This is a genomic window from Vibrio sagamiensis NBRC 104589 (assembly GCF_007990935.1).
In the GTDB taxonomy this organism is placed as follows: Bacteria; Pseudomonadota; Gammaproteobacteria; order Enterobacterales; family Vibrionaceae; genus Vibrio; species Vibrio sagamiensis.
This window is the reverse complement of sequence record NZ_BJXJ01000013.1, coordinates 37,764-58,372: the sequence shown is the minus strand read 5'-3', so window position 1 is coordinate 58,372 and position 20,609 is coordinate 37,764. Positions and strand designations below refer to the sequence as shown.

The window sequence follows — 20,609 nt, the reverse complement described above, 5'->3', positions numbered from 1 at the left end:
AATATCTCCGTATAAAACTGAGGCAAGTGAGCCTCATTGCAAGTATATCGGGTTAGGATTTACCTAACATTTTACGTTTTTGCTCACCGCCAACACCGCGGTTTACAGAAACCTTACGACCTTTTTTTAAACCAACTTCGTAGTCTGCGGTGAGATTCTTCATCGCTTCTTTGAGTTGCTTTTTAAATGTTTCTCGGTCAATGTTTTTAAATTCTTTATCAATGTAGTTATTGATCTTATTGGCAGACTCTTCATCTGGTGTAATTTCAGGTAATTTTTCCAAAGCCCCTTCGACCCAACCAGAAACAAAAGAGTTAACTCGTCTACTGACTTCTTGCGTAGAAGTTCCTGTACCGGAAAAGCTATTACGGAACTGGCCTGTACTTTCGTTCATTTCACGATAAATAATATCAAAAGCAAAAGCAGCAAAAATGGCCCGGTCAGCTTCACCAATAAACTCGACTCGCTTTAGGCCTTTGTGATTCAACAACACTGCCTCGACACCGAACTTAGAGTTTATGCCACGAATTACTCTTAATAGTGTAGAACCGACATTAGCGGGCAACAAATGAGAGGATTGAGTTTTTCCCATTTTGATAAACTCAATATCATCTTTGTCTAAGCCATATTTGAGCATGAGACGATGCGCCATTTTTATCGCATTTGCAGCCTCATTAACGTTGGCGGAGTTGCCTAGTTCTAAACACTTGGCGATTTTTTTCAGAGCTTTTTGTTTATCCATCTAAGACCAGAACCAAGAGCAGGAAATTTACTGAGTCGAACATTTTACCTTTTTTAACAAAGAAACGGAATAACAGAAGGTAAACCAAATTAACTATATCTCTAATTGATTGAGTAAATCGTACGCATCTTCTTGCGTAATGTTCGTCTTTTTTATCACAGTTGATACCTTATTTTGTGTTGCTTCTAACTGTTCATATGGATTCACGTCTTCTGCAACTTCTAGATAAAAGATATCGTTGCTTTCGCTTTAAAAGGTCACTCGCCTTGCTTAGTTATGGTCAACATTTAGGTTGATTTTGAGTGATGTGGATTTGTAATTCTTTACGAATTCTATCGGTAAAATTACCCACAAATTGATTGATTAATTCGCCCAGAACATCACCAACTTCGTTAGATGTATGAGTCATGGTAAGTTCATCTTCAGATATGCCTTTTTTTCATATAACTTGAACAATTCTAATGTAATTTTGGATGTAAAATTCACTACAACAAGACCACTAAACGTACAATAAAATGGAACAAAACAACCAAAATCGGTTTTTAGGCTGGCTTTATTGATCTTTTGCACCATTGCGGAGTAATTAATTATTGAAGAATCGCCGTACTAAGGACACCTGAAGCAGATTGTCATAGCTTGGGTAGGATATCGACTATGGTAATGGTTTTATTTTTCATCATCGAAAAAATCATAAAATAAGAGAGTAAATGTTTAATTTTCGGTACTGAGCTCTAAAAAATAAGAACGTAGTTACTAAATTTAGCATAGAACCGAATAACTTGGCTTTTCGAGAGTGTCAATGAGCTAGAAAGTGGCGAGGAGGCACTCTTGCGTGGGTAATTATTGGAGGAGTTAATAATGTCTTCTTAGAATTTGAGTTAGTGACATCGCTCTGAAGCAAGCATCTTTAAGCCGCTTGAAGATACTTTCTGATTTCATCGTATTTTCAAATGTTGTAAAGTAAATTATTCAACTGGCTGAGGTTTTATGTTCAGGTGTTCTTATATTGGAGGTAGTAGATGTAGTATGTATATTCGGCTGTCTATCACTATACATTTCTTTAAATGAACGCTGAATACTCTGAATACAAACAAAATAAAGTTTGTCTGTGTCGTCCATGAAAACTCAGGCAAAAAACCATTGTGATTTACTCGAGACCCATAGTCTGATCGGAATCAGCGCAGTAGGGAGCAGGAAGCAAATGTTACCAAGATTACACTCACAAACCGATGTTGACCCACTTGTTGTTCGTTTTCTTGAAGAATTGGAACGAGTGAGTTTCAGCGGCGATATTGAAAGCCATTATGCCAGTCGTCTTGCTGTTTCCACAGATAATAGTGTTTATCAGCAATTACCACAGGCGGTTATCTTCCCTAGAAATACCAAAGACGTGGTTCGCCTTGGAGAGTTGAGTAAACAAGCCTGTTACGATCGAATTACTTTTTCTCCTCGTGGTGGTGGTACAGGGACGAATGGCCAGTCATTGACTCAAGGCATCGTGGTCGACTTATCACGTTACATGAACAATATCTTGGAAATTAACGAAACAGAAGGCTGGGTTCGTGTTCAAACAGGGGTGATTAAGGATCAACTTAATGATGCCGTTCGACCTTATGGTTATTTCTTCTCACCTGATTTATCCACCAGTAACCGAGCTACTATAGGTGGGATGATCAACACGGATGCATCTGGACAAGGCTCGTTAAAGTATGGGAAAACCTCTGACCATGTTCTCTCGCTTCAAGCGGTATTGGTTGATGGCTCTGTCCTTGAAACGGATCTTTCACAAGGCTTAAATAGTGACAATGATCTCGCTGCCGGTGCTTATAAAGTAACCGAGCATGTTTGTCGTGAGCATCGCCAACAAATTAAAGAAAAGTTTCCGCCATTAAATCGCTTTTTAACCGGGTATGATTTAAAAAATGCTTTGAATGAAGCCAATGACCGCTTTGATATCACTCGAGTATTATGTGGTGCTGAAGGATCTTTAGCGTTTATTACCGAAGCTAAACTCAATCTTACCCCCATTCCTAAAGCTAGGACCTTAGTCAACGTTAAATATAACAGCTTTGACTCTGCGCTCCGGAATGCCCCATTGATGGTCGAAGCCAAGGCACTGTCTGTAGAAACGATTGACTCAAAAGTACTTAACTTAGCAAAGCAAGACATTGTTTGGCATACCGTGAGTGACTTACTCACCGATGTGCCGGGTAAAACAATGGATGGCATTAATATGGTTGAATATGCTGGGCAAGATGAGCATGAAGTCAACCAGCAAGTGGCGGAGTTAACAGCCAAGCTTGATACAATGATTAAGACAGAAGACGCTGGAATTATTGGATATCAGGTTTGCAGTGACGTTGCGAGCATCGGTCGTATCTACACCATGCGCAAGAAAGCCGTAGGGTTATTGGGCGCTGCAAAAGGCCGTGCCAAGCCTGTTGCTTTTGCCGAGGATACTTGCGTTCCACCGGAACATTTAGCGGACTTTATCGCAGAGTTTCGTCAATTACTCGACCAAAAATCACTCGACTATGGCATGTTTGGTCATGTGGATGCTGGGGTGCTTCATGTTCGTCCCGCTCTTGACTTGTGTGATCCTAGGCAAGAAGCATTGATGCATGAAGTCTCGGATGAAGTGGTCAAGCTGGTGGCTAAATACGGCGGTTTAATGTGGGGGGAACACGGTAAAGGATTTCGCTCACAATATGGGCCCGAGTTCTTTGGCGCTGAATTGTTCAATGAACTGCGCCGTATCAAAGCGGCGTTTGACCCACAAAATAAAATGAACCCAGGCAAAATATGTACTCCACTTGACACTGATGCTGAGTTGGTAAAAGTGAGTGATACCAAGCGTGGCTATTTTGACCGTCAGATCGATGTGCGTGTCCGTGATAGTTTTAAGCAAGCGATGGAATGTAACGGTAATGGGCTGTGTTTTAACTATGATACCAGCTCGCCAATGTGCCCTTCGATGAAAGTGAGCGCAGATCGCCGCCATTCTCCAAAAGGAAGAGCGGGCTTGGTTCGAGAATGGCTTCGTCAATTGACCGAGCAGGGGATCGATATTCTTGATTTAGAAAAGCAAACATTAGCAAAACAGTCCTCGATAAAAACCATGATTGATCGAGTCCGTCATTCGATCAATCGACGTCATGAGTACGATTTCTCACATGAAGTGTATGAGGCCATGAACGGTTGTTTAGCTTGTAAAGCTTGTGCAAGTCAGTGTCCGATTAAAGTCGATGTACCAAGTTTTCGCTCTCGATTCCTGAATATTTATCACACAAGATATCAGCGTCCTTTGAAAGACTATTTTGTCTCTCATATTGAAACCATATTGCCTCTGATAGCCAAAGCGCCGAATACGGTAAACAGTCTGTTAAAGCAAAATTGGGTTAAGAATGTCACGGCTTCTAGTATTGGTTATTTAGATGCACCGCTGTTATCGACACCAACATTGCAACAACGTGTGGCCTCATTGACGACAGCTTATGACTTACAGTACTTGAGTGGATTGTCATCTCAGGATAAGCAAAAGCATGTTTTGATTGTCCAAGACCCATTCACGAGCTTTTATGATGCTGAAGTGGTCGAAGACTTCATTAAATTATTAAAGCACTTAGGCATGCAGCCAATTTTATTGCCATTTAGGCCGAATGGTAAGGCTCAGCATGTTAAAGGCTTTTTGCGCCAATTTCAGAACACAGCTCAAGATACTGCACGGTTTTTAGATATGGTGGCCAATCTAGATATTCCTCTCGTGGGCGTCGACCCAGCTTTAGTTCTTTGTTACCGGGACGAGTATCAAGAAGTGTTAGGTTCTCAACGAGGTAACTTTGAAGTACTCACTGCGCATGAATGGTTGTTTCCAAGAATTGAACAGTTTGATGAGCATAAACAGACGAGATCCGCTGACAAAACACCTTGGTTTTTGTTTGCTCATTGTACTGAAAAAACCAAAATGCCTAACGCTGAAAAAGAGTGGGGTGTTATCTTTGCTCATTTTGGCGCAGTACTTAATGTTGTGCCTGTTGGATGTTGCGGAATGGCTGGGACGTTTGGTCATGAAGCCGACAAGTTTACTATGTCGAAAGATATTTATGGTTTGAGCTGGAAGCCTAACTTAGAAAGCCGAGACAAAGAAAGATGTTTGATGACGGGGTATTCTTGCCGCAGCCAAGTCAAACGCTTTGAAGAGGTCACTCCTAAGCATCCTGTACAAGCTTTACTGACATTATTTGAGTAATGAGCCCCTATGTTGGGCTGTAATGAAGCTTATTTGTAGATATCCCCAACTGACCTCAGATGCTTGGTACCAAGCATCTTGAGGTTACTTCGTTTAGTATAGAAAACTCAGTGGATAAGCCTAGCATCACAGGACTAATTTCATAAGGATATGAAACATGAAAAAACTCGAACTTAAAGTCCCACCAATTGCCGTCTTTTTGCTCTCGATCTTATTGATGTATGGCCTGAAATCACTTGCCCCCAGTTTTCAAGTTACGGTGCCATTTTTGCACATGACCTCTTTCTTATTCGTTGTGGCAGCGCTTCTGATCGGCGGTGCGGCAGTACACGAATTTCGTAAGATAAAAACCACAACCAATCCGATAAAGCCTGAGTTGGCTTCGACAATGGTCTGCACCGGTGTTTTTTCTTATACGAGGAATCCAATGTATCTGGCTATGTTACTGCTGCTTATTGCATTGGGCTTGTGGTGGGAGCACTTAAGTGTGTTTTTAGTCGGTATACTGTTTGTTTCTTATCTCAATCGTTTTCAAATAAAGCCAGAGGAGAGGGCTCTGGAAACTTTATTTGGTTCTAAATATCTAGAATACAAAGGTAAAGTTCATCGCTGGTTTTAATGGCAATGATGTACTTTAGCTGGTGGCAACTTAATCTTTAGCTGAATTTTGCTAGAAAAGCTTCCTTTCTAGAGTTAAAGCGTTCAACCAGATCATCGACAGCTTCTTTGTCGTAAGGTTTTAAGCCACTAGCGACCATACGTTTTAAACCCTTACCAACTAGAACACCAGACTCTTTGAAAGTAAAATTAAGCGTCACGATACCGCGTTTACCTTCCACATCAAATGTTGCATTGGTGAATTCTACTTCTGGGTGAGTGAGATCCAAGCGCGAGAACTCGACTTCCATGCTCTCATAAATAACTAAGGGACGCTGGCAATTAATCATCATTTGTTTCTCTTCCATTAGAGGAACCATGATGTGTGGAAAGTTCATTCCTGAAAATTGGACATAATTAGTAACCACGTGCTCTATAAAGTCGGGATCATGGCTAGTCTTACCTTCGTGTTGCATATGAAGGTATTCTTTCTTGTTACAGTCGACAACAACACTGTCAGTCGAAGACTGTTCTTCGATATGAAGTGCAACACCATCGCTTACCATACCGGAAAACTCAAAACGCATTTTTTGGCTGATTCCTTCCTTACTAAGTAAAACGGCAAAGAGTAAGTCACCAGGAACACAGAAACGTTTGTTGTCTTCATCGTGGATGGGGTTGTAATCTCCTGCGATGCGTTTCGCAAAATGACTGGCTTGTTCACGAGTAAATTGAAATTGCCCAGTATCGCTAGAAAAATAAGGTTCTAAAAACATAATCCTACGTATAGTAACTAAAACTATCAGGGATTATAGGTGAATCTTCGTTCTGAAATGGTCCATCCAGTTAAAAATTAAATTATAAATCATAAGTCGAATTTAAAAATAACAATAAGAATAGTTGAAAAAGTAATAGTATGTGATCTTGTTTTTAATTATTCTAAAATTTATTATTTACAATAAAGTTATTAATGATGGGTGTGAGTATTGTTGATTTTATTAATAGTGTAGAGCTAAAAATTTCAAGAAGTATATTTTCAATTTTATTGAAGGGAAAGTAAAAATGTTGATTAAATCAAAAGCAATAAATTAATTAACATTGCTTGCCTTTATGTGCTACTGTCCCAAGTATTAGGCTTTTTTATTGTTTTTTTAATTTTTATAATGTTTATTCTTATAATAAATACTCTAATTAAGTTTTTTAACATTATCTAATATGATTTTTAGTTAAAGGTGTTTTTTAAATAAAGACATACGTCGTTAGATAAAGATATTACTTAAATGGTATGTTCTCTTTGGACATACAGACAAAGCCTAATCGAAATTCCGATAACGTAATGAGGGTAATAAAATGAAGATTTCTCAATGGGGATTGGTCTTTTTGGTGCTTTCTCCACATGCTTTTTCATTCCAAGCATGTAATTTAGGGGATGAGTACAAGGTAATTGAGGCTGAAGAACTATATCAAATTAGAAAAGCAAATTATCAGAAATTCAGCGGTGATATTTCCACTGAGGAACCATTTTACTTTTCTCCTGAACATCATGCGGACATTAGGCCAAATATTATTGATACTGAAGATGTTTTCCCACAGACATCTTCACTATTAGAAGCTGGCCCGGAAAGTGCTATTGCCCTTGAAGCTAAAGAAGCGAGCAGCTTATTATCAACCATAGGACGTTCGACAGCTGGTATTGCCAAAGAAGCGTTGGAGGTGCTTGGGCCTGTAGGTGATGCAGTAGCAGTAGGGCTTTGGGCAAATGAAGTCGCTAATGCTTTTGAAGATGAAACTCAAACCTCTTACGACCGTTTTGCAACCACTATGGGTCTAATTGATTGGTTTGGTGTTTTAAAGTTACCTGAGCGAGAAATCGATCGGCAAATTTTGACGGCAAGATGGAATAAAGTAGCTTCTGGTAAGCATTACAGCTTCACATTAAATCAGAATATTATTACTCAACAAGACAAAAAAGATATTCAGCACTGGGTAGACTTGGCCAGAGGCCAACAACAAATGCTTGAATCTCTTGCTCAAGGCTTTGCCACAGATCTTGCTCTCAAATATCAATACCAATATCAAAAAGCATTGAAGGCACAAACTCATTTAGTCGAAACTCTTATTAGTGCTGTCGAGAGTGAAACCAATAAAACTATTTTTCATCAACTTGCACTCGATCATGAAGAACAAAAATACTTTGTTTCTGATTTACGCTCAGCTTGCCGAACAGAAGTTGATGCATTGTATGCCCTTTATCCTCAACAAGCTGCCAGTAATCGTTCGTCTATGCAGGTACCGACAAAGCGTGAAGCCAATCGTGCATTAGCAAATTTACAACTTTGCCAGCAAGAACAATTAGATTTAGCCATCAATTTGCTAGACGATTTAAGAAATGAAAATTTTGATGGGTTAAGCCGTTTAGAGTTGCATCGCCTTTATAAAAATACGTTAGATGCAAAAATTAAAATTGTTGAGGCAGCGAATGATCAACTTGAAAGAATTAAAACTAAGCTTATAGAAGAGATGCGAGCAGAAGGTCGTTTAGCAATCCAAAAGTTATTTGATTCGGGTTCTATTATTCAAGCACATCAATATTTTGTTGCTCAAGCAGATTATTTAGCTATTGACGAGATGTCGCGTAGTATTTTTGGCCGAGCAGCGACACAAACTGAGCAAAATAAGCGTGAGTTCATTCTTCAAAAAGGTTATAGAAAATGTGTCAGCATAGGTATTTTGGGAGGTGATCCAAATTTCGTTGGGTGTAAAAAGTACGACTGGATTCCAGCTAAAATAGAATATTACGACTCTAACAAAGTTGCAGCAATTGCTAATATGGTGATGCCAGACCAAATAGTTGTGGAGCAAGTGTTGTTACAAACTTTAAATTCATTGCTTGCGAATGGTTGGAACAGTATGGATGAAGAAGCTTGGCTTGAACAGCAGATCGTCAGTTATTCGCAAAAACAAAGAATGCTTAATATTGCCAGAGTGCATAAACAACAAGTTATTCATTGGTTGTTTGATTCAACAGCAGATTTAAGAGGTGAATGTGGCCAGTTAAATGGTTGTGCTGGTTGGTCAGGTGATTATTTGAATTCACAGCATTTATCTAGAGATTCCTCTTTGCATTTTATTGCGCAATGGTATGAAACAGTTAAAAACTCTGGCTATTACGTGCATAAGAATAGGCTGGAAAAGCTGCGAGTTCTTATCCCTCTGGCTTTAGAAAGTGAATGGCAAGCGAATCACGCGAAAAGCTTTTATCGCTATCTTTTTCCAGGTAGCTTCGATTTAGATCTTCAAGCCCCTTTAATTGCTTCTGCTTTGAAAAACTCTAATTTAAATATAAATAATTTAGAGCAAAGTCTACCTATTGCAAAAGGTATCGTGAAAACACGTATATTAGAAGCATTGACTGTCGCAGACCGAAATGGTCAAGCATGGTTATCATCTCAAATAGGCGATTTTCAGCGCTATGTTGCAATCATTCATACTCAAAGAAATTCAACAGGTCATTATGCTGGTAGTGCGGATGGAGAAGTTGGATTATTTTCTGAACCTCTTCCAGCTCATTTATTACGTTATATGACATTGGATAGGTATCAAACAACTGATGAGGACTTTTCAAGTTATTATTCAACCATAGATGAAAGAGGCTTTACTTATGATGCACAGTTACATAAGTCAATTGATGACTTATTTAAAGCTAACTCTGAACTTGGAGAAAAAATCGATAAGCTGATTCAAAATAATGCTCAACTTACACGTTTGGCTGGTCGGAAATGCATGATTTTCTACCCCAGTATAAAGAAAGATTTATTGCAAGTATCAGGAGATGAAAGTCTGTATTGGTTGAATCCTTTTTCTGAGTGGTTTGATAGTCTTGTTCGCCAACAACTGGAATTATTTGGAGCCCTAAGATTTGGAGTGATCAAACAAAATTCACTTAATATTAATTGTGATCTTAGTCCTAATAATCCAACTTATTGGTTTAAGGTATAATCATGGTCAATCCAGTTTGCATTCTATTCGTATCTGTTTGTCTTAGCTTATCTGTTGTTGCCAGCCCTTTAGATATTTTAAAACATCCCATGCGAAGCCAAGAGCAAATAGAAAGTGATATTGAGCAGTTCAGTGAATGGGTTAATCAAGCAAGAGGTTGGCGTTATAAATTAATGACGGAGAATGAACAAGAAGCCTTAGAGGACTTTTCTATTTCAGGCTATAAAATGACTAACGAATACCTGCGTAATCTTAACGCCGCCGATTGGAGTACCGCATCTAGTATAAGAAAATACGCCAATAAAGTTAAATCAGCAATGAAAAAACTACCTGAATATAAGGGTATTGCTTATCGAGGAAGTTGGATTAAACAGTCTTTACTAGATAAATTACGTGTTGGAGATGTTGTTCTGGAACCAGCTTTTACATCAATGACAGTGATTCCAGAGGTTGCGAAACGTTTCGCAATCGTTAGGCCACAAACCATGCATTCTGTTCGAAGAGTGTGGTATTCCGTTAAAGTAAATAAGAAAGGTAAAGCTTTCGGCGGGCTATCTGAATTTAGCCGTGAAGGGGAAGTTTTACTTCCTCCCAACACTTATTTCAGAATAACTCATATAGAAAGCTTTCATAAAACATCATTTATTGCAATAGAGACTGTGTCAGTCGACAAAGTCATAAGCCAGAATATCTATAACCTATTTACTGGAGAGAAGACAAAGCCTTCTCTCTTACAAGCATACATTTGTGGGTGATAAAGAAATGAGTAGACTAAATTTAATAATGTTGTCATTAGTGTTCACATTCCATTTAGTGTTTGCAGAGGACTTTTCTGAATTTGAAGGTCGTATGTTAACTCATATTGAACAAGAAGAAATGGCTGGCGATTTAATGCAATGGGTAATGATTAAACATGCAAAAGCAGAAACCAAGATGGTTGAAGAAGAATATTTTGCGATAGAAAGTTATGGACGTGTTGATCATGATTTGATTAATGAGTATATGAGAGCTGGTGAACCGGAAGAGTTTTTAATGCCAGGTTATGGAGTAAGGTTAAAAAATCGAGTAAAGCATCTTAGGAATGTCATGAAAAAATTACCAAATTATAAGGGGACAGTATATCGTGGCTCATCAATTAAGAATCAACTCCTTGATAAGCTTCAAGTTGGAGATGTCTTACATGAAAAAGCTTTTTTATCTACATCGACAATTCCTAATGTCGCAAGAGATTTTGCCAAAGGTAAAGTATATGAAGGTGTCTCTGCTGCACAGTTTAAGATTGATCTTAACTCTTCTGGGCGAGCGATTAATGCGTATACCTTTAAACATTACGAGGCTGAAGTATTAGCAAAACCAGATACCTATTTTTTAGTTGAGGATATAAAAAGGTACTCTAATGAGAAGAATCATATAAAGTTAAAAGAAATAAAAAAACCTAGAAACTACTTGAGAGCTAATCCAGATACACATCTTTATGATAGTTTCAGCGGTGAAGAGATAGCATTAAAAAATAGAGCATTTATTACTTGTTTATAGATAATTTTTGAAGTGACGCCCTCTCATAATTAAGTACTTTATCTATTAATTTTAATTGATAATACATCCCATTTAACCTCGAAATAATGATAGTATGAAAATTAAAAAGATCTCCATGTTTTTTATTATTTTATTGGCTTTTTTTTCAGAAAGTCTTAATGCAGCAATTAAATATAATACTAAGTATTATAAAAATTCAGAAATAAGAAAAATTCTTAAAGAAATGTCAGAACCAGATTTAATGGATAGCTTTGAGTATTTCTATCAGGAAAGAACTGAGCTCTATAGAGCAGCCGCTTTACAGTTAGAAAGGTTATCTGAACCAGAAGTTAACGCATTAGAGTTGTATCAAGATTATGCTTACCAAACGACTCGAGAAGCACTAAGAACGGGAGCTTCTGATAAAGAAACACAAGCCATTATTCGTGATATTGACTCAGCTTTCCAAAACAGCCTTACCCACAAAGGGATTACTTATCGTGGTGAGAGTGCATTAGATGCTTATTTGTCAGAAGTAAAAGTGGGAGATATAGTTAGTCCAAGCTCTTTTATATCAACTTCAATATCAAGAAACTATGTAGAGTCTTTTTATAAAGGACAAATATCAAGGTTTGAGCTCCTGTCAGGAGAACATGGCATTGTTCTACCAACTGTAAGAGATGATGAACTAGAAGTTTTAATTAACCGAAATTCATTTTTTGAAGTTACCGCGATCAATATAACACCTGATGGTAACTTTGTTATATATCGGGAGGTTCCGAAGTTGGAAGTTATTAATAAAGAAATTAAAGATATGCACACAGGAGAGAATATTATAGCAAAAGAGGCATGTGGTCTTTAATATTTTAAATTATCCTTTAATTGTAAATATAATAGTAGGGTTAAATTATTCTGCATAGGTTTTATAATTTCTTATGAAAATATAGTATAAAAGAGTAAATAAATGATTCGTGTAAGCTTATATTTGAGTGGTATATTAATATTGTCATCTGTTATGACATCGTTTTTGTCTTACTCAATGTGTTTTAATGATGGTAGCGTCGATACATTGCCACTGAACCAGCAAAAAATAGATAAAATTGAGTATTTTGAAAATAATGCGACCTACTTTAGTAGTGAGCCTCAATTAGGCAGTACATTTGGAGAGCTTGGACATGATGCTTATCAGAGTCTATTTAATCAAGCTTGGCCACAATCTGCACATGCAATGGAGAATGTACCTAGAGTATTTAACAGCTCAATCAACTCGCAAGGGCTATTAAGTAGACTGGGAAAAGTATCTTCTACAACACTAGAAGTGCTGGGTCCTGTAGCTGACGCTGTTGCAGTTGGTTTTTGGGTTAATAATATGGTAGCGACTTTCTCCGATGAGTCATCAGATCAATTAGACAAAGTAGCTTCGATATTTTCTATTATGCCATTAGTCGGAGATGAGATTAATCGATATTCTAACGATGTTAAATATTTTGCAGCTAAAGAGAAAGTTCATGAATTTGAAACACAAATTCACTATGTTCATAATGAACATTATTCGGATTTTGCACGTTTTCATCATAGTAAACAAGACGCAATAATTCTCATAAAAAACTATGATAATTATGTAATTAAAGCAGTAAAGCTTTACCTTGATAACTTATTGATAAGCTCCGATACAGAATACCGACGAATTGCTGCTGCTTATGATCGTCAATTGTCTCGTCAGATGGCAAGAATGGATCTTGAATTATTAAAAGTCTATGGTCATATATCAGAACAGGAAAGCTTAAATATCTCTCTGTGTTATAGTAATCGCATATCAGTAGATGATATTAAAAGCTGTATTGTTTCTGAGGGGCCAGAAAGAATTAGAGATATACAAGAAAAATTGCTCACAGATGACTTTGTCGAGCTGTATAGGTCAATATATCAAGCAAAAAAACAACTAGTGCTAATTACACTTGAGCGTTTGAATCAGCATCGTCAACAGCTAATAGTAAATATAAAGAAACGAGCTCTTAAGCATATTTCCATAATTTATAGCAAAACATCTCTTAATCGCTCTATACTTCAAGAAAGAGCTCGAATGAGTGGTCTCCGTGAATATGCGAAAGAAAATTGGGATATTGATTATCTAACAGAAGAACAGCTTAATACTGCAAAATTTTTAGTTCAACCTGCAAGAAGTTGTTTTGGAGTGCCTTCCGTTTATCCAGGGGGGGTTCTTGACTCATTAAATAGTTGTAAAGAATCGGGACCAATATACGATATTTATCATATTGAGAAAGATCCAGAATTATTGAGTGTAATTAACAATAAGCCACATGTTAATGTCGAACAATATATAATAAGAAAAATATCATCAGGTTGGAGCGGTGATTTATTAAGAGACCAGCTAACAAAGCTTGCAATAGATTATGTCACCGGGGTAGAAGCAAATAGAATATTTAACGCTCATGTAAAGATGCTATCTGATGCCAAGGTTCCTAGTTTCCAAACACCTCTTATAAATTACTTGGATAATAAAGGGTTAGATAGCTCGAATAAAGAAACTAGAGAGAATTGGTATCAATTAAGTCGTTGGTATGAATTACTCTTAACAGAACGTCCATCAGGTAGTATATTAGATCGAATTAAACAATATGAAGCGTTTCAGAGAGAAATCCAGCCTACATTTCAAAAAACAATCCAGTTAGCTTTTATTCGTGACCTTTATTATTCAATGCCAACAAATAGCTTTTACTCAGCCAAGGATTTGCACTTCTATTCTCCTTTTTTGGTTGATCTTTTTGATAAAATTATTGATCCGGAAATTAGTGGTACAAAGCAAGCGAAAAGACGTATTGTTATTGAATACATACTAGAAAAAGCCAGTGAAGCGAGTACTGTCAGTGATTTACACTATTTACTGGGAGACTTGGCCATTTATGCACAAATAGCACAACATCAGCAATCTGAAATAAATAACCATTCTGGTTATGTTGACGAAGCTTACCTTTTTAATTCTAGCCTCTCTGCAACTAATCTGAATTACTTAAATGAAAACCATTCACAAGCTTTTGACCAACAAACCTTACAGCTTTATCAGCACCCTATTTGGAGGGTTATTTCCCATATAGCAAAGGCTTTTGAGCAAGGAAATCTTGAACTTGCTATTAATCTTTTAGGTTATATGGTTAAAAATAACGACCTTAGTATGTTTCCATACATAGATGAAATCTTAATGTATGAGTTGGAAGAGTGGATTGAATTACAATTGACTTTAGAGGAGTTAGAAAGTGTTTAATGTTAGCAGAGTATTACAATTAATTATTACTCCTTTATCACTTTTCAGTGCTTTGGTTATGAGTTCACCTAGCGGGCAATTTTACTCAGAGCCAGACGGTATTAGTGTCATTAATGGATACAACTCAGCGCAATATGGTAAGCTTTACCAAGTGTCAAAAAATCTTTATGTACAAACTAAAGATGACTCATATTTAGCTAGGATAAAACTACTAATCAATAAATTGAAAATATCAGCCACAGGACGTGAGATACTCCACCAAATAGGCATTTATGTTCCAGTGAGCTCTCCAGATGATCATATAGGTCCGTTAATCGAGCACTCTGTCGGGGTTTCTGATGATGCTATGGTGGTGTCTGTAATAAGATCGCCGAACGAAGCTGGAAAACTGTTTGAAACTATCCCTTCGTCTTTTGTTGAAAAAGCTAAGTTAGAGCAATTAGGTGTAAGAATCAAAGATGGTAGAGGAGTGTCTAGTACCGTACTTTTTTCGACTACTGACTTAGTTGATATACCAGGTACATCGATACCATTTGATCAGGCGGTTGCTCTTGGACATGAACTGATTCACGCACGTGATTTTGCTTCAGGTGCTGTTCCCCAAGGAAGTCGGAACTTTAGTCTGCCACATCCTGATTCAGGACAGATCACAGATTTTTCTATTCCTTTATACGAATATCAAACGACGGGTATCCAACACTTTAAAAATGCAGAAAATGGTCTTGATGCTGAAACAGGAATCAGCAAAATAAGATTGAATGCTATCGCACATAGAGAAGAAATACATTACAGGTGGAAGTCAAGGGGAGTTGATCGACCAAAGGCATTTCTAAAAAATGAAAAGTCAATCAGTGAATTTCATTTAGCTGATGAACTTGGTGCTCCTAAAAGAAGTATGTACTGGCCAGCTAATCATTATTCTTATCATCCTTACACAATCGAGCAGAGACCAGAAGCATTTAGCACATTAAATTTGCTTGCCGATACTACCGAAGGTAAACAGGCTCATTTAGAAGTAAAACGAGCTTTAGGGCTCTCTTTAAGCGAAGGCAAGAAAACCGCAATCGTGCTTATTGATCCAACAGAAGAGAGATTGTCTCAAAGTTTACAAAATTCTCCCGTAGCAACCAGGCGTGGTTTAGGGAATCAACGGTCTATTTTAAAATATGCGGCTAAAAATGATATTAAAGTGATCAATGCATACAGTTCATCTAATGGTGCACTTATCGAAACACCCAAAAAAGCGCGGATTAAAAGTCGTTTGTATAGTGCAATATCAGGTCAAAGCACACGTGAATCTGGATATAGTAATATTCAATTAAACCCAAACGGTCAATTGGCTCTTCATCAGGAGCTTGTTAATGTCGATACTGTACTGGCAATGGCTTATTCCGACGGTCAAACTACAACTCAAGTTGTTGACAATTTATCTATTGATCAAACTAAGCAGGTGCTTGTTTCTAGACATTCTAATTTAGACTATCAACCTTCAACGTTAACAATGGAAGATAGTATAGCTTGGCGTAATATCCAAGATAAAGATAATGTTAAAATGCTGAGCTCGGGCAGTCGTTCTCGATTTAACATCTGTAGTATTCAGTAAAAGCCCGGTTGGTTCAAAGGCCGTGTCACTGAGATGACTTCTTACGTCAGACCATCGTTATTCTCGAAATAGCTCGCTATTCTGATTCGTTGTCTTTCTTGAATTCAACTCAGTGACCTTGTTCTGAATCAAGCCGATGAGGCCATTTGAGTATAAGCTTGATTAAGCTGCCTAGCATAGCTCATTTGTATCAATGTTCGCTGATATAATTAGATACCATATAACTCGGTAATAACCCAGAAGGCATGAAGTCATTGTGGAGTGCTTGCTTTAATAGGTTGTTCGCTTTATCGATATCGGGGGAAAAATAGCGGTCTTTGTCATAAAACTTGACCTGTTCACGCAGCATTTTTTTCGCCAATTCAATAGGCTGACTAGATTTTAATGGGGCCCGAAAATCTAGCCCTTGCGCTGCAGCTAAATATTCAACAGCCAAAACCCCTCTGGTATTTTCAGCCATTTCTATAAGCCGACGGGCTGCAAATGTTGCCATTGATACATGGTCTTCTTGGTTTGCAGAGGTCGGTAAACTATCTACACAAGCTGGGTGGGCCAGTGTTTTATTCTCACTGGCTAGAGCGGCAGCGGTGACTTGAGCAATCATAAAGCCTGAATTAACGCCTCCTTCATTAACCAGAAAAGGCGGTAACTTAGATAAGTTGCTGTCTACAAGTAGGGCCATTCGTCGCTCTGATAAACTGCCTATTTCGGCAATAGCGAGTGCGAGGTTGTCTGCTGCCATCGCCACGGGTTCAGCGTGAAAGTTCCCTCCTGATATGATGTCATTATCACAGGCGAAAACGAGCGGGTTATCTGAGACAGCATTCGCTTCAGTCTGAAGGATACTTGCAGCATTGCGAATTTGTTGTAAGCAGGCCCCCATAACCTGAGGTTGACAACGAAGTGAGTAAGGGTCTTGGACTTTTTCACAGTGACGATGTGAATGAGCTATCTCACTTTCATCTTCTAGAAGGTGGCGGTATGCCCAAGCGGCATCGATCTGGCTTTGGTGGCCACGTACTTCATGTAAACAAGATTGAAAGGGTCGCCGACTACCAAGTGCAGCGTCAACCGACATCGCACCACACACAGTGGCTGAGGCATAAAGATCTTCGGTATAGAATAAACCTTCTAGGGCTAATGCTGTTGAGGCTTGTGTACCATTAAGCAATGCCAGCCCTTCTTTGGGAGCCAATTTAATGGGGTTTAATTTGGCGACATTCAGTGCCTCCAAGCCACTGAGTATTTCCCCATTATGTCTGGCATGACCTTCTCCAAGCAAAACAGCACTCATATGTGCAAGTGGCGCCAAATCTCCTGAGGCGCCAACAGAGCCTTTTTGTGGGATACACGGATAGACTTGGGCATTGATGAGATCGATTAACATCTGAATGACTTGCAAGCGTATACCGGAGAAACCGCGGGCGAGGCTGTTGATTTTCAGCAGCATAATGAGGCGTACAGTGTGATCAGGCAAGAGAGTGCCAATACCTGCCGCGTGAGACAGAACAACGCTACGCTGGAGGGTTTCTAGATCCTCTTCAGCAATACGAGTATTGGCGAGAAGACCGAAGCCAGTATTGATACCGTAAACGGTTTTATTGTCTGAAATGACGTTCTCAACCACCTGAGTACTGGTGTTAATATCGGGAATGGCTTTGGGATCAAGAGCGAGTGTTATTGAACCTCGGCTGGCTTGACGTAATGTGTTTAAGCAAAGCGTTCCTGGTGAGAGTGTTAAACTCAGCATCTAAACTATCCTTATTTCTTATTTCTTATTTCTTATTTCTTATTTCTTATTTTATTTTTTATGTTATTTACTGGTTTGATGAGCTGTTGTTGTGACGCTCTGCATGCAGCATCGGTAAATCCAAATTTTGCTCTTCAGCACATTGCTTAGCGATGTCGTATCCGGCATCGGCGTGGCGCATGACTCCAGTCGCAGGGTCATTGTGTAAAACGCGAGAAATTCTCAGCGCAGCATCATCACTGCCATCACAGCAAATCACCATGCCTGAGTGTTGAGAGAACCCCATGCCAACACCACCGCCGTGATGCAAAGACACCCAAGTGGCTCCGCCTGCTGTGTTGAGTAGCGCGTTTAAGAGCGGCCAATCCGACACGGCATCAGAACCATCGAGCATACCTTCAGTTTCACGGTTTGGACTTGCAACTGAGCCTGAATCCAAATGATCGCGGCCAATGACGATAGGCGCTTTTAGCTCGCCATTTTTGACCATTTCATTAAATGCCAGACCAAGTCTTTGACGATCTTTTAAACCAACCCAACAGATACGAGCAGGCAGCCCTTGAAATTGAATGCGTTCGCGAGCCATATCTAGCCAGTTGTGTAGGTGAGGGTTATCTGGGATCAGCGCTTTTACTTTCTCATCGGTTTTGTAAATATCTTCTGGATCGCCCGACAGTGCAGCCCAGCGGAAAGGGCCAATACCTTCACAAAATAGTGGACGAATGTAAGCAGGTACGAAACCAGGGAAGTCAAACGCATCTTTAATGCCTTCCTCCAGCGCCATTTGTCGAATGTTATTACCATAGTCTAGCGTTGCAGCACCGCGTTTTTGTAGCTCGAGCATAGCTTTGACTTGAATGGCCATCGATTGTTTTGCTGTTTTGACCACATCTGCTTCGTTTTGCAATCGCATTTCTGCTGCATGAGCCATACTCCAGCCCTGAGGTAGATAACCGTTGAGCGGGTCGTGTGCTGAGGTCTGGTCTGTGACTACGTCTGGTGTGATGTTACGCTCAACAAGTTCAGGAAAGATATCGGCGGTATTGCCTAGAAGACCGACAGAAATGGGTGCGCTCGAATCTTTTATCATCGCTAACGCTTCATCCAAAGACGTCGCTTTCTTGTCAACATAGCCCGTACGTAGGCGATAATCGATACGTGACTGGTCACACTCAACTGCAATCATGGAAAAACCGGCCATTGTCGCGGCGAGAGGTTGCGCTCCTCCCATACCGCCAAGTCCACCAGTAAGAATCCAACGGTTGGCTGCGTTCCCATTAAAATGTTGCTTTGCGACCGCAACAAAAGTCTCATAAGTCCCTTGAACAATGCCTTGTGATCCTATGTAGATCCAACTGCCAGCGGTCATTTGCCCGTACATCATCAAACCTTGTTTATCGAGTTCGTTGAATTGCTCCCAATTAGCCCAATGTGGGACAAGATTCGAGTTCGCAATGAGAACGCGTGGAGCATTGGGATGAGTAGGAAACACGCCGACGGGCTTACCAGATTGAATCAGAAGGGTTTGATCCTCTTCGAGACGTTCTAAAACCTCAACGATTTTATCGTAGCACTGCCAATCACGAGCCGCTCGACCGATCCCGCCATAAACCACTAAGGCATGAGGGTGTTCTGCGACATCAGGATCAAGGTTATTCATAAGCATTCGGAGAGGGGCTTCAGTCATCCATGATTTGGCACGAAGCGATGTTCCTCTGGGTGCTCGAATGGTTCTGGTAGGATCAAAACGACGATCAGGATGTGGTTTTTTGGTCATGTCATGCGTCCTTTCATTATTGTGTGTCTTTGAATGTTATTGGCTTGTCACGGTGATACTTTGCTTTGTGGCTAACTCTCAGCCATCGCATCGGCAATTGCCCAGCATAAGCGTGCAGCAAGGCGTGCCGTTTGGCTATCAACGTCGTAGGTCGGGTTATATTCTGCGATATCGGCTAATAGCAGTTTTTCTTTGTTGTGTAGAACAATATCGAGAAATGGCGCTAATGTGTCATAGCTTACGCCTCTGGAAGAGGGAGCACTGACCCCTGGTGCTTGAGAAGCCGGAAAAACGTCTAAATCAATCGTTAGGTAAAGGTAGTCACAGTGCCCAATAAACTGTTGTAATTGCTCTAAGTGTTCTACATGGTTTTGATCAATATGTGCCCCTAATAAGGCATCTTCAACATACCAAACGCCCAGTTCGTTCGCTCTTTGGTATAACGCCTGAGTATTGCTGCTGCGGCTAACGCCGAGACAAGCATAATGGAAAGGCCATTGGTTTTGCTGGCAAAAATCATGAATCTGAAGAAAGGGGGTACCAGAACTGGGCCTCACGTCATTTAAAGGGTTTTGGTATGCACGTAGATCAAAGTGGGCATCAAAATTAATGATCCCAATTCGAGGTGGCTGAGTAACGGATTTAGAGTGGAAAGTAGATTTAACAAATTGAGCTAGGCCACTAAATGAGCTCCAGGCTATTTCATGACCACCACCCAACACGATGACAGGAGAAAATGGCAGGGCAGAAGCAATCATCTCCGCACACTGAGCTTGACTGGTCTCTAATAGATCATCTTCACAGGTAAGAGTTCCAAGATCGTAGAGTGGTGCATCCTTATGCCAAGCAAGATTGGCAAGGGCCCTGCGAATTAAGTCGGGCGACTTTTTTGCCCCAATTCGGCCTTTATTTCTTGCGACGCCAGCATCGGTAGCGAAGCCAAGGATTGAAATACCAGAGGGAGACTCCTTTAACTTATTTACCTCGGTATTCGTAATCACATTGTGAATACGTTGCCCCAAAGCGCCGTCTTCTGTATCGCACCGACCTTGCCAATGAAAACCTGAGGATAGTTGAATATTATCTACCATGCA

The 20,609-nt window shown here is 39.5% G+C and carries 13 protein-coding genes and 1 pseudogene; 8 read left to right on the top strand and 6 right to left on the bottom strand.

The features are described from left to right. Positions 1-52 precede the first annotated feature (52 nt). Together VSA01S_RS08235 and VSA01S_RS08230 are read right to left on the bottom strand one after the other, a co-directional pair. Positions 53-742, bottom strand: coding sequence for a DUF2786 domain-containing protein (locus VSA01S_RS08235; RefSeq protein WP_039980807.1), 690 nt, complete (start codon positions 740-742; stop codon positions 53-55). Between the two features lie 93 nt (positions 743-835). Next, a pseudogene (locus tag VSA01S_RS08230) lies at positions 836-1,422 on the bottom strand (DUF3334 family protein). A gap of 521 nt (positions 1,423-1,943) precedes the next feature. On the opposite strand from VSA01S_RS08230, the gene ydiJ reads away from it, so the two are divergent. After that, complete coding sequence (ydiJ, locus tag VSA01S_RS08225) at positions 1,944-4,991, top strand: D-2-hydroxyglutarate dehydrogenase YdiJ (RefSeq protein ID WP_039980806.1); 3,048 nt, start codon at positions 1,944-1,946, stop codon at positions 4,989-4,991. Positions 4,992-5,148: 157 nt separating this feature from the next. Continuing rightward, positions 5,149-5,610 carry a methyltransferase family protein gene (locus tag VSA01S_RS08220; RefSeq protein WP_039980804.1) on the top strand — a complete coding sequence of 154 codons (462 nt, stop codon included), beginning with the start codon at positions 5,149-5,151 and terminating at the stop codon, positions 5,608-5,610. A gap of 37 nt (positions 5,611-5,647) precedes the next feature. Here the strand turns inward: VSA01S_RS08220 and VSA01S_RS08215 are convergent, their stop codons facing one another. Next, positions 5,648-6,364, bottom strand: coding sequence for a DUF3581 domain-containing protein (locus VSA01S_RS08215; protein ID WP_039980802.1), 717 nt, complete (start codon positions 6,362-6,364; stop codon positions 5,648-5,650). 574 nt (positions 6,365-6,938) lie between these two features. On the opposite strand from VSA01S_RS08215, the gene VSA01S_RS08210 reads away from it, so the two are divergent. From VSA01S_RS08210 to VSA01S_RS08185, 6 genes are all read left to right on the top strand, one after another. Next, entirely contained in the window at positions 6,939-9,587 is a 2,649-nt protein-coding gene (locus VSA01S_RS08210; RefSeq protein WP_039982858.1) for a hypothetical protein, read from the top strand. A 2-nt stretch (positions 9,588-9,589) separates the two neighbouring features. Continuing rightward, complete coding sequence (locus VSA01S_RS08205) at positions 9,590-10,342, top strand: ADP-ribosyltransferase (protein WP_050567430.1); 753 nt, start codon at positions 9,590-9,592, stop codon at positions 10,340-10,342. A 7-nt stretch (positions 10,343-10,349) separates the two neighbouring features. Then, positions 10,350-11,123, top strand: coding sequence for an ADP-ribosyltransferase (locus VSA01S_RS08200; protein WP_050567431.1), 774 nt, complete (start codon positions 10,350-10,352; stop codon positions 11,121-11,123). Positions 11,124-11,217: 94 nt separating this feature from the next. Further along, the gene (locus VSA01S_RS08195) at positions 11,218-11,964 is read left to right on the top strand and encodes an ADP-ribosyltransferase (RefSeq protein ID WP_147052689.1); all 747 of its coding nucleotides are present in this window, start codon (positions 11,218-11,220) and stop codon (positions 11,962-11,964) included. A 102-nt stretch (positions 11,965-12,066) separates the two neighbouring features. After that, positions 12,067-14,385: a hypothetical protein gene (locus VSA01S_RS08190; RefSeq protein ID WP_039982598.1), complete on the top strand. Its 2,319-nt coding sequence runs from the start codon at positions 12,067-12,069 to the stop codon at positions 14,383-14,385. Further along, entirely contained in the window at positions 14,378-15,988 is a 1,611-nt protein-coding gene (locus VSA01S_RS08185; protein WP_039982600.1) for a type III secretion system effector protein, read from the top strand. The genes VSA01S_RS08190 and VSA01S_RS08185 overlap by 8 nt, the downstream gene beginning before the upstream one ends. A 190-nt stretch (positions 15,989-16,178) precedes the next feature. Here VSA01S_RS08185 and hutH read toward each other — a convergent pair whose 3' ends face one another. The 3 genes from hutH to hutG all read right to left on the bottom strand — a co-directional run bounded on the left by hutH (position 16,179) and on the right by hutG (position 20,606). Then, the gene (gene hutH, locus VSA01S_RS08180) at positions 16,179-17,738 is read right to left on the bottom strand and encodes a histidine ammonia-lyase (RefSeq protein WP_039982601.1); all 1,560 of its coding nucleotides are present in this window, start codon (positions 17,736-17,738) and stop codon (positions 16,179-16,181) included. A gap of 67 nt (positions 17,739-17,805) precedes the next feature. After that, positions 17,806-19,515: a urocanate hydratase gene (gene hutU / locus VSA01S_RS08175; RefSeq protein ID WP_039982603.1), complete on the bottom strand. Its 1,710-nt coding sequence runs from the start codon at positions 19,513-19,515 to the stop codon at positions 17,806-17,808. Between the two features lie 71 nt (positions 19,516-19,586). After that, positions 19,587-20,606, bottom strand: coding sequence for a formimidoylglutamase (gene hutG, locus VSA01S_RS08170; protein ID WP_039982604.1), 1,020 nt, complete (start codon positions 20,604-20,606; stop codon positions 19,587-19,589). Between the last annotated feature and the right edge of the window lie 3 nt (positions 20,607-20,609).

What these genes read in the sequence shown, in the direction of transcription:
- VSA01S_RS08195 (WP_147052689.1), top strand. Translation starts at nt 11,218, where the DNA reads ATGAAAATTAAAAAGATCTCCATGTTTTTTATTATTTTATTGGCTTTT.
- VSA01S_RS08190 (WP_039982598.1), top strand. Translation starts at nt 12,067, where the DNA reads ATGATTCGTGTAAGCTTATATTTGAGTGGTATATTAATATTGTCATCT.
- ydiJ (WP_039980806.1), top strand. Translation starts at nt 1,944, where the DNA reads ATGTTACCAAGATTACACTCACAAACCGATGTTGACCCACTTGTTGTT.
- VSA01S_RS08220 (WP_039980804.1), top strand. Translation starts at nt 5,149, where the DNA reads ATGAAAAAACTCGAACTTAAAGTCCCACCAATTGCCGTCTTTTTGCTC.
- VSA01S_RS08215 (WP_039980802.1), bottom strand. Translation starts at nt 6,364, where the DNA reads ATGTTTTTAGAACCTTATTTTTCTAGCGATACTGGGCAATTTCAATTT.
- hutG (WP_039982604.1), bottom strand. Translation starts at nt 20,606, where the DNA reads ATGGTAGATAATATTCAACTATCCTCAGGTTTTCATTGGCAAGGTCGG.
- VSA01S_RS08210 (WP_039982858.1), top strand. Translation starts at nt 6,939, where the DNA reads ATGAAGATTTCTCAATGGGGATTGGTCTTTTTGGTGCTTTCTCCACAT.
- VSA01S_RS08200 (WP_050567431.1), top strand. Translation starts at nt 10,350, where the DNA reads ATGAGTAGACTAAATTTAATAATGTTGTCATTAGTGTTCACATTCCAT.
- hutU (WP_039982603.1), bottom strand. Translation starts at nt 19,515, where the DNA reads ATGACCAAAAAACCACATCCTGATCGTCGTTTTGATCCTACCAGAACC.
- VSA01S_RS08235 (WP_039980807.1), bottom strand. Translation starts at nt 742, where the DNA reads ATGGATAAACAAAAAGCTCTGAAAAAAATCGCCAAGTGTTTAGAACTA.
- VSA01S_RS08205 (WP_050567430.1), top strand. Translation starts at nt 9,590, where the DNA reads ATGGTCAATCCAGTTTGCATTCTATTCGTATCTGTTTGTCTTAGCTTA.
- hutH (WP_039982601.1), bottom strand. Translation starts at nt 17,738, where the DNA reads ATGCTGAGTTTAACACTCTCACCAGGAACGCTTTGCTTAAACACATTA.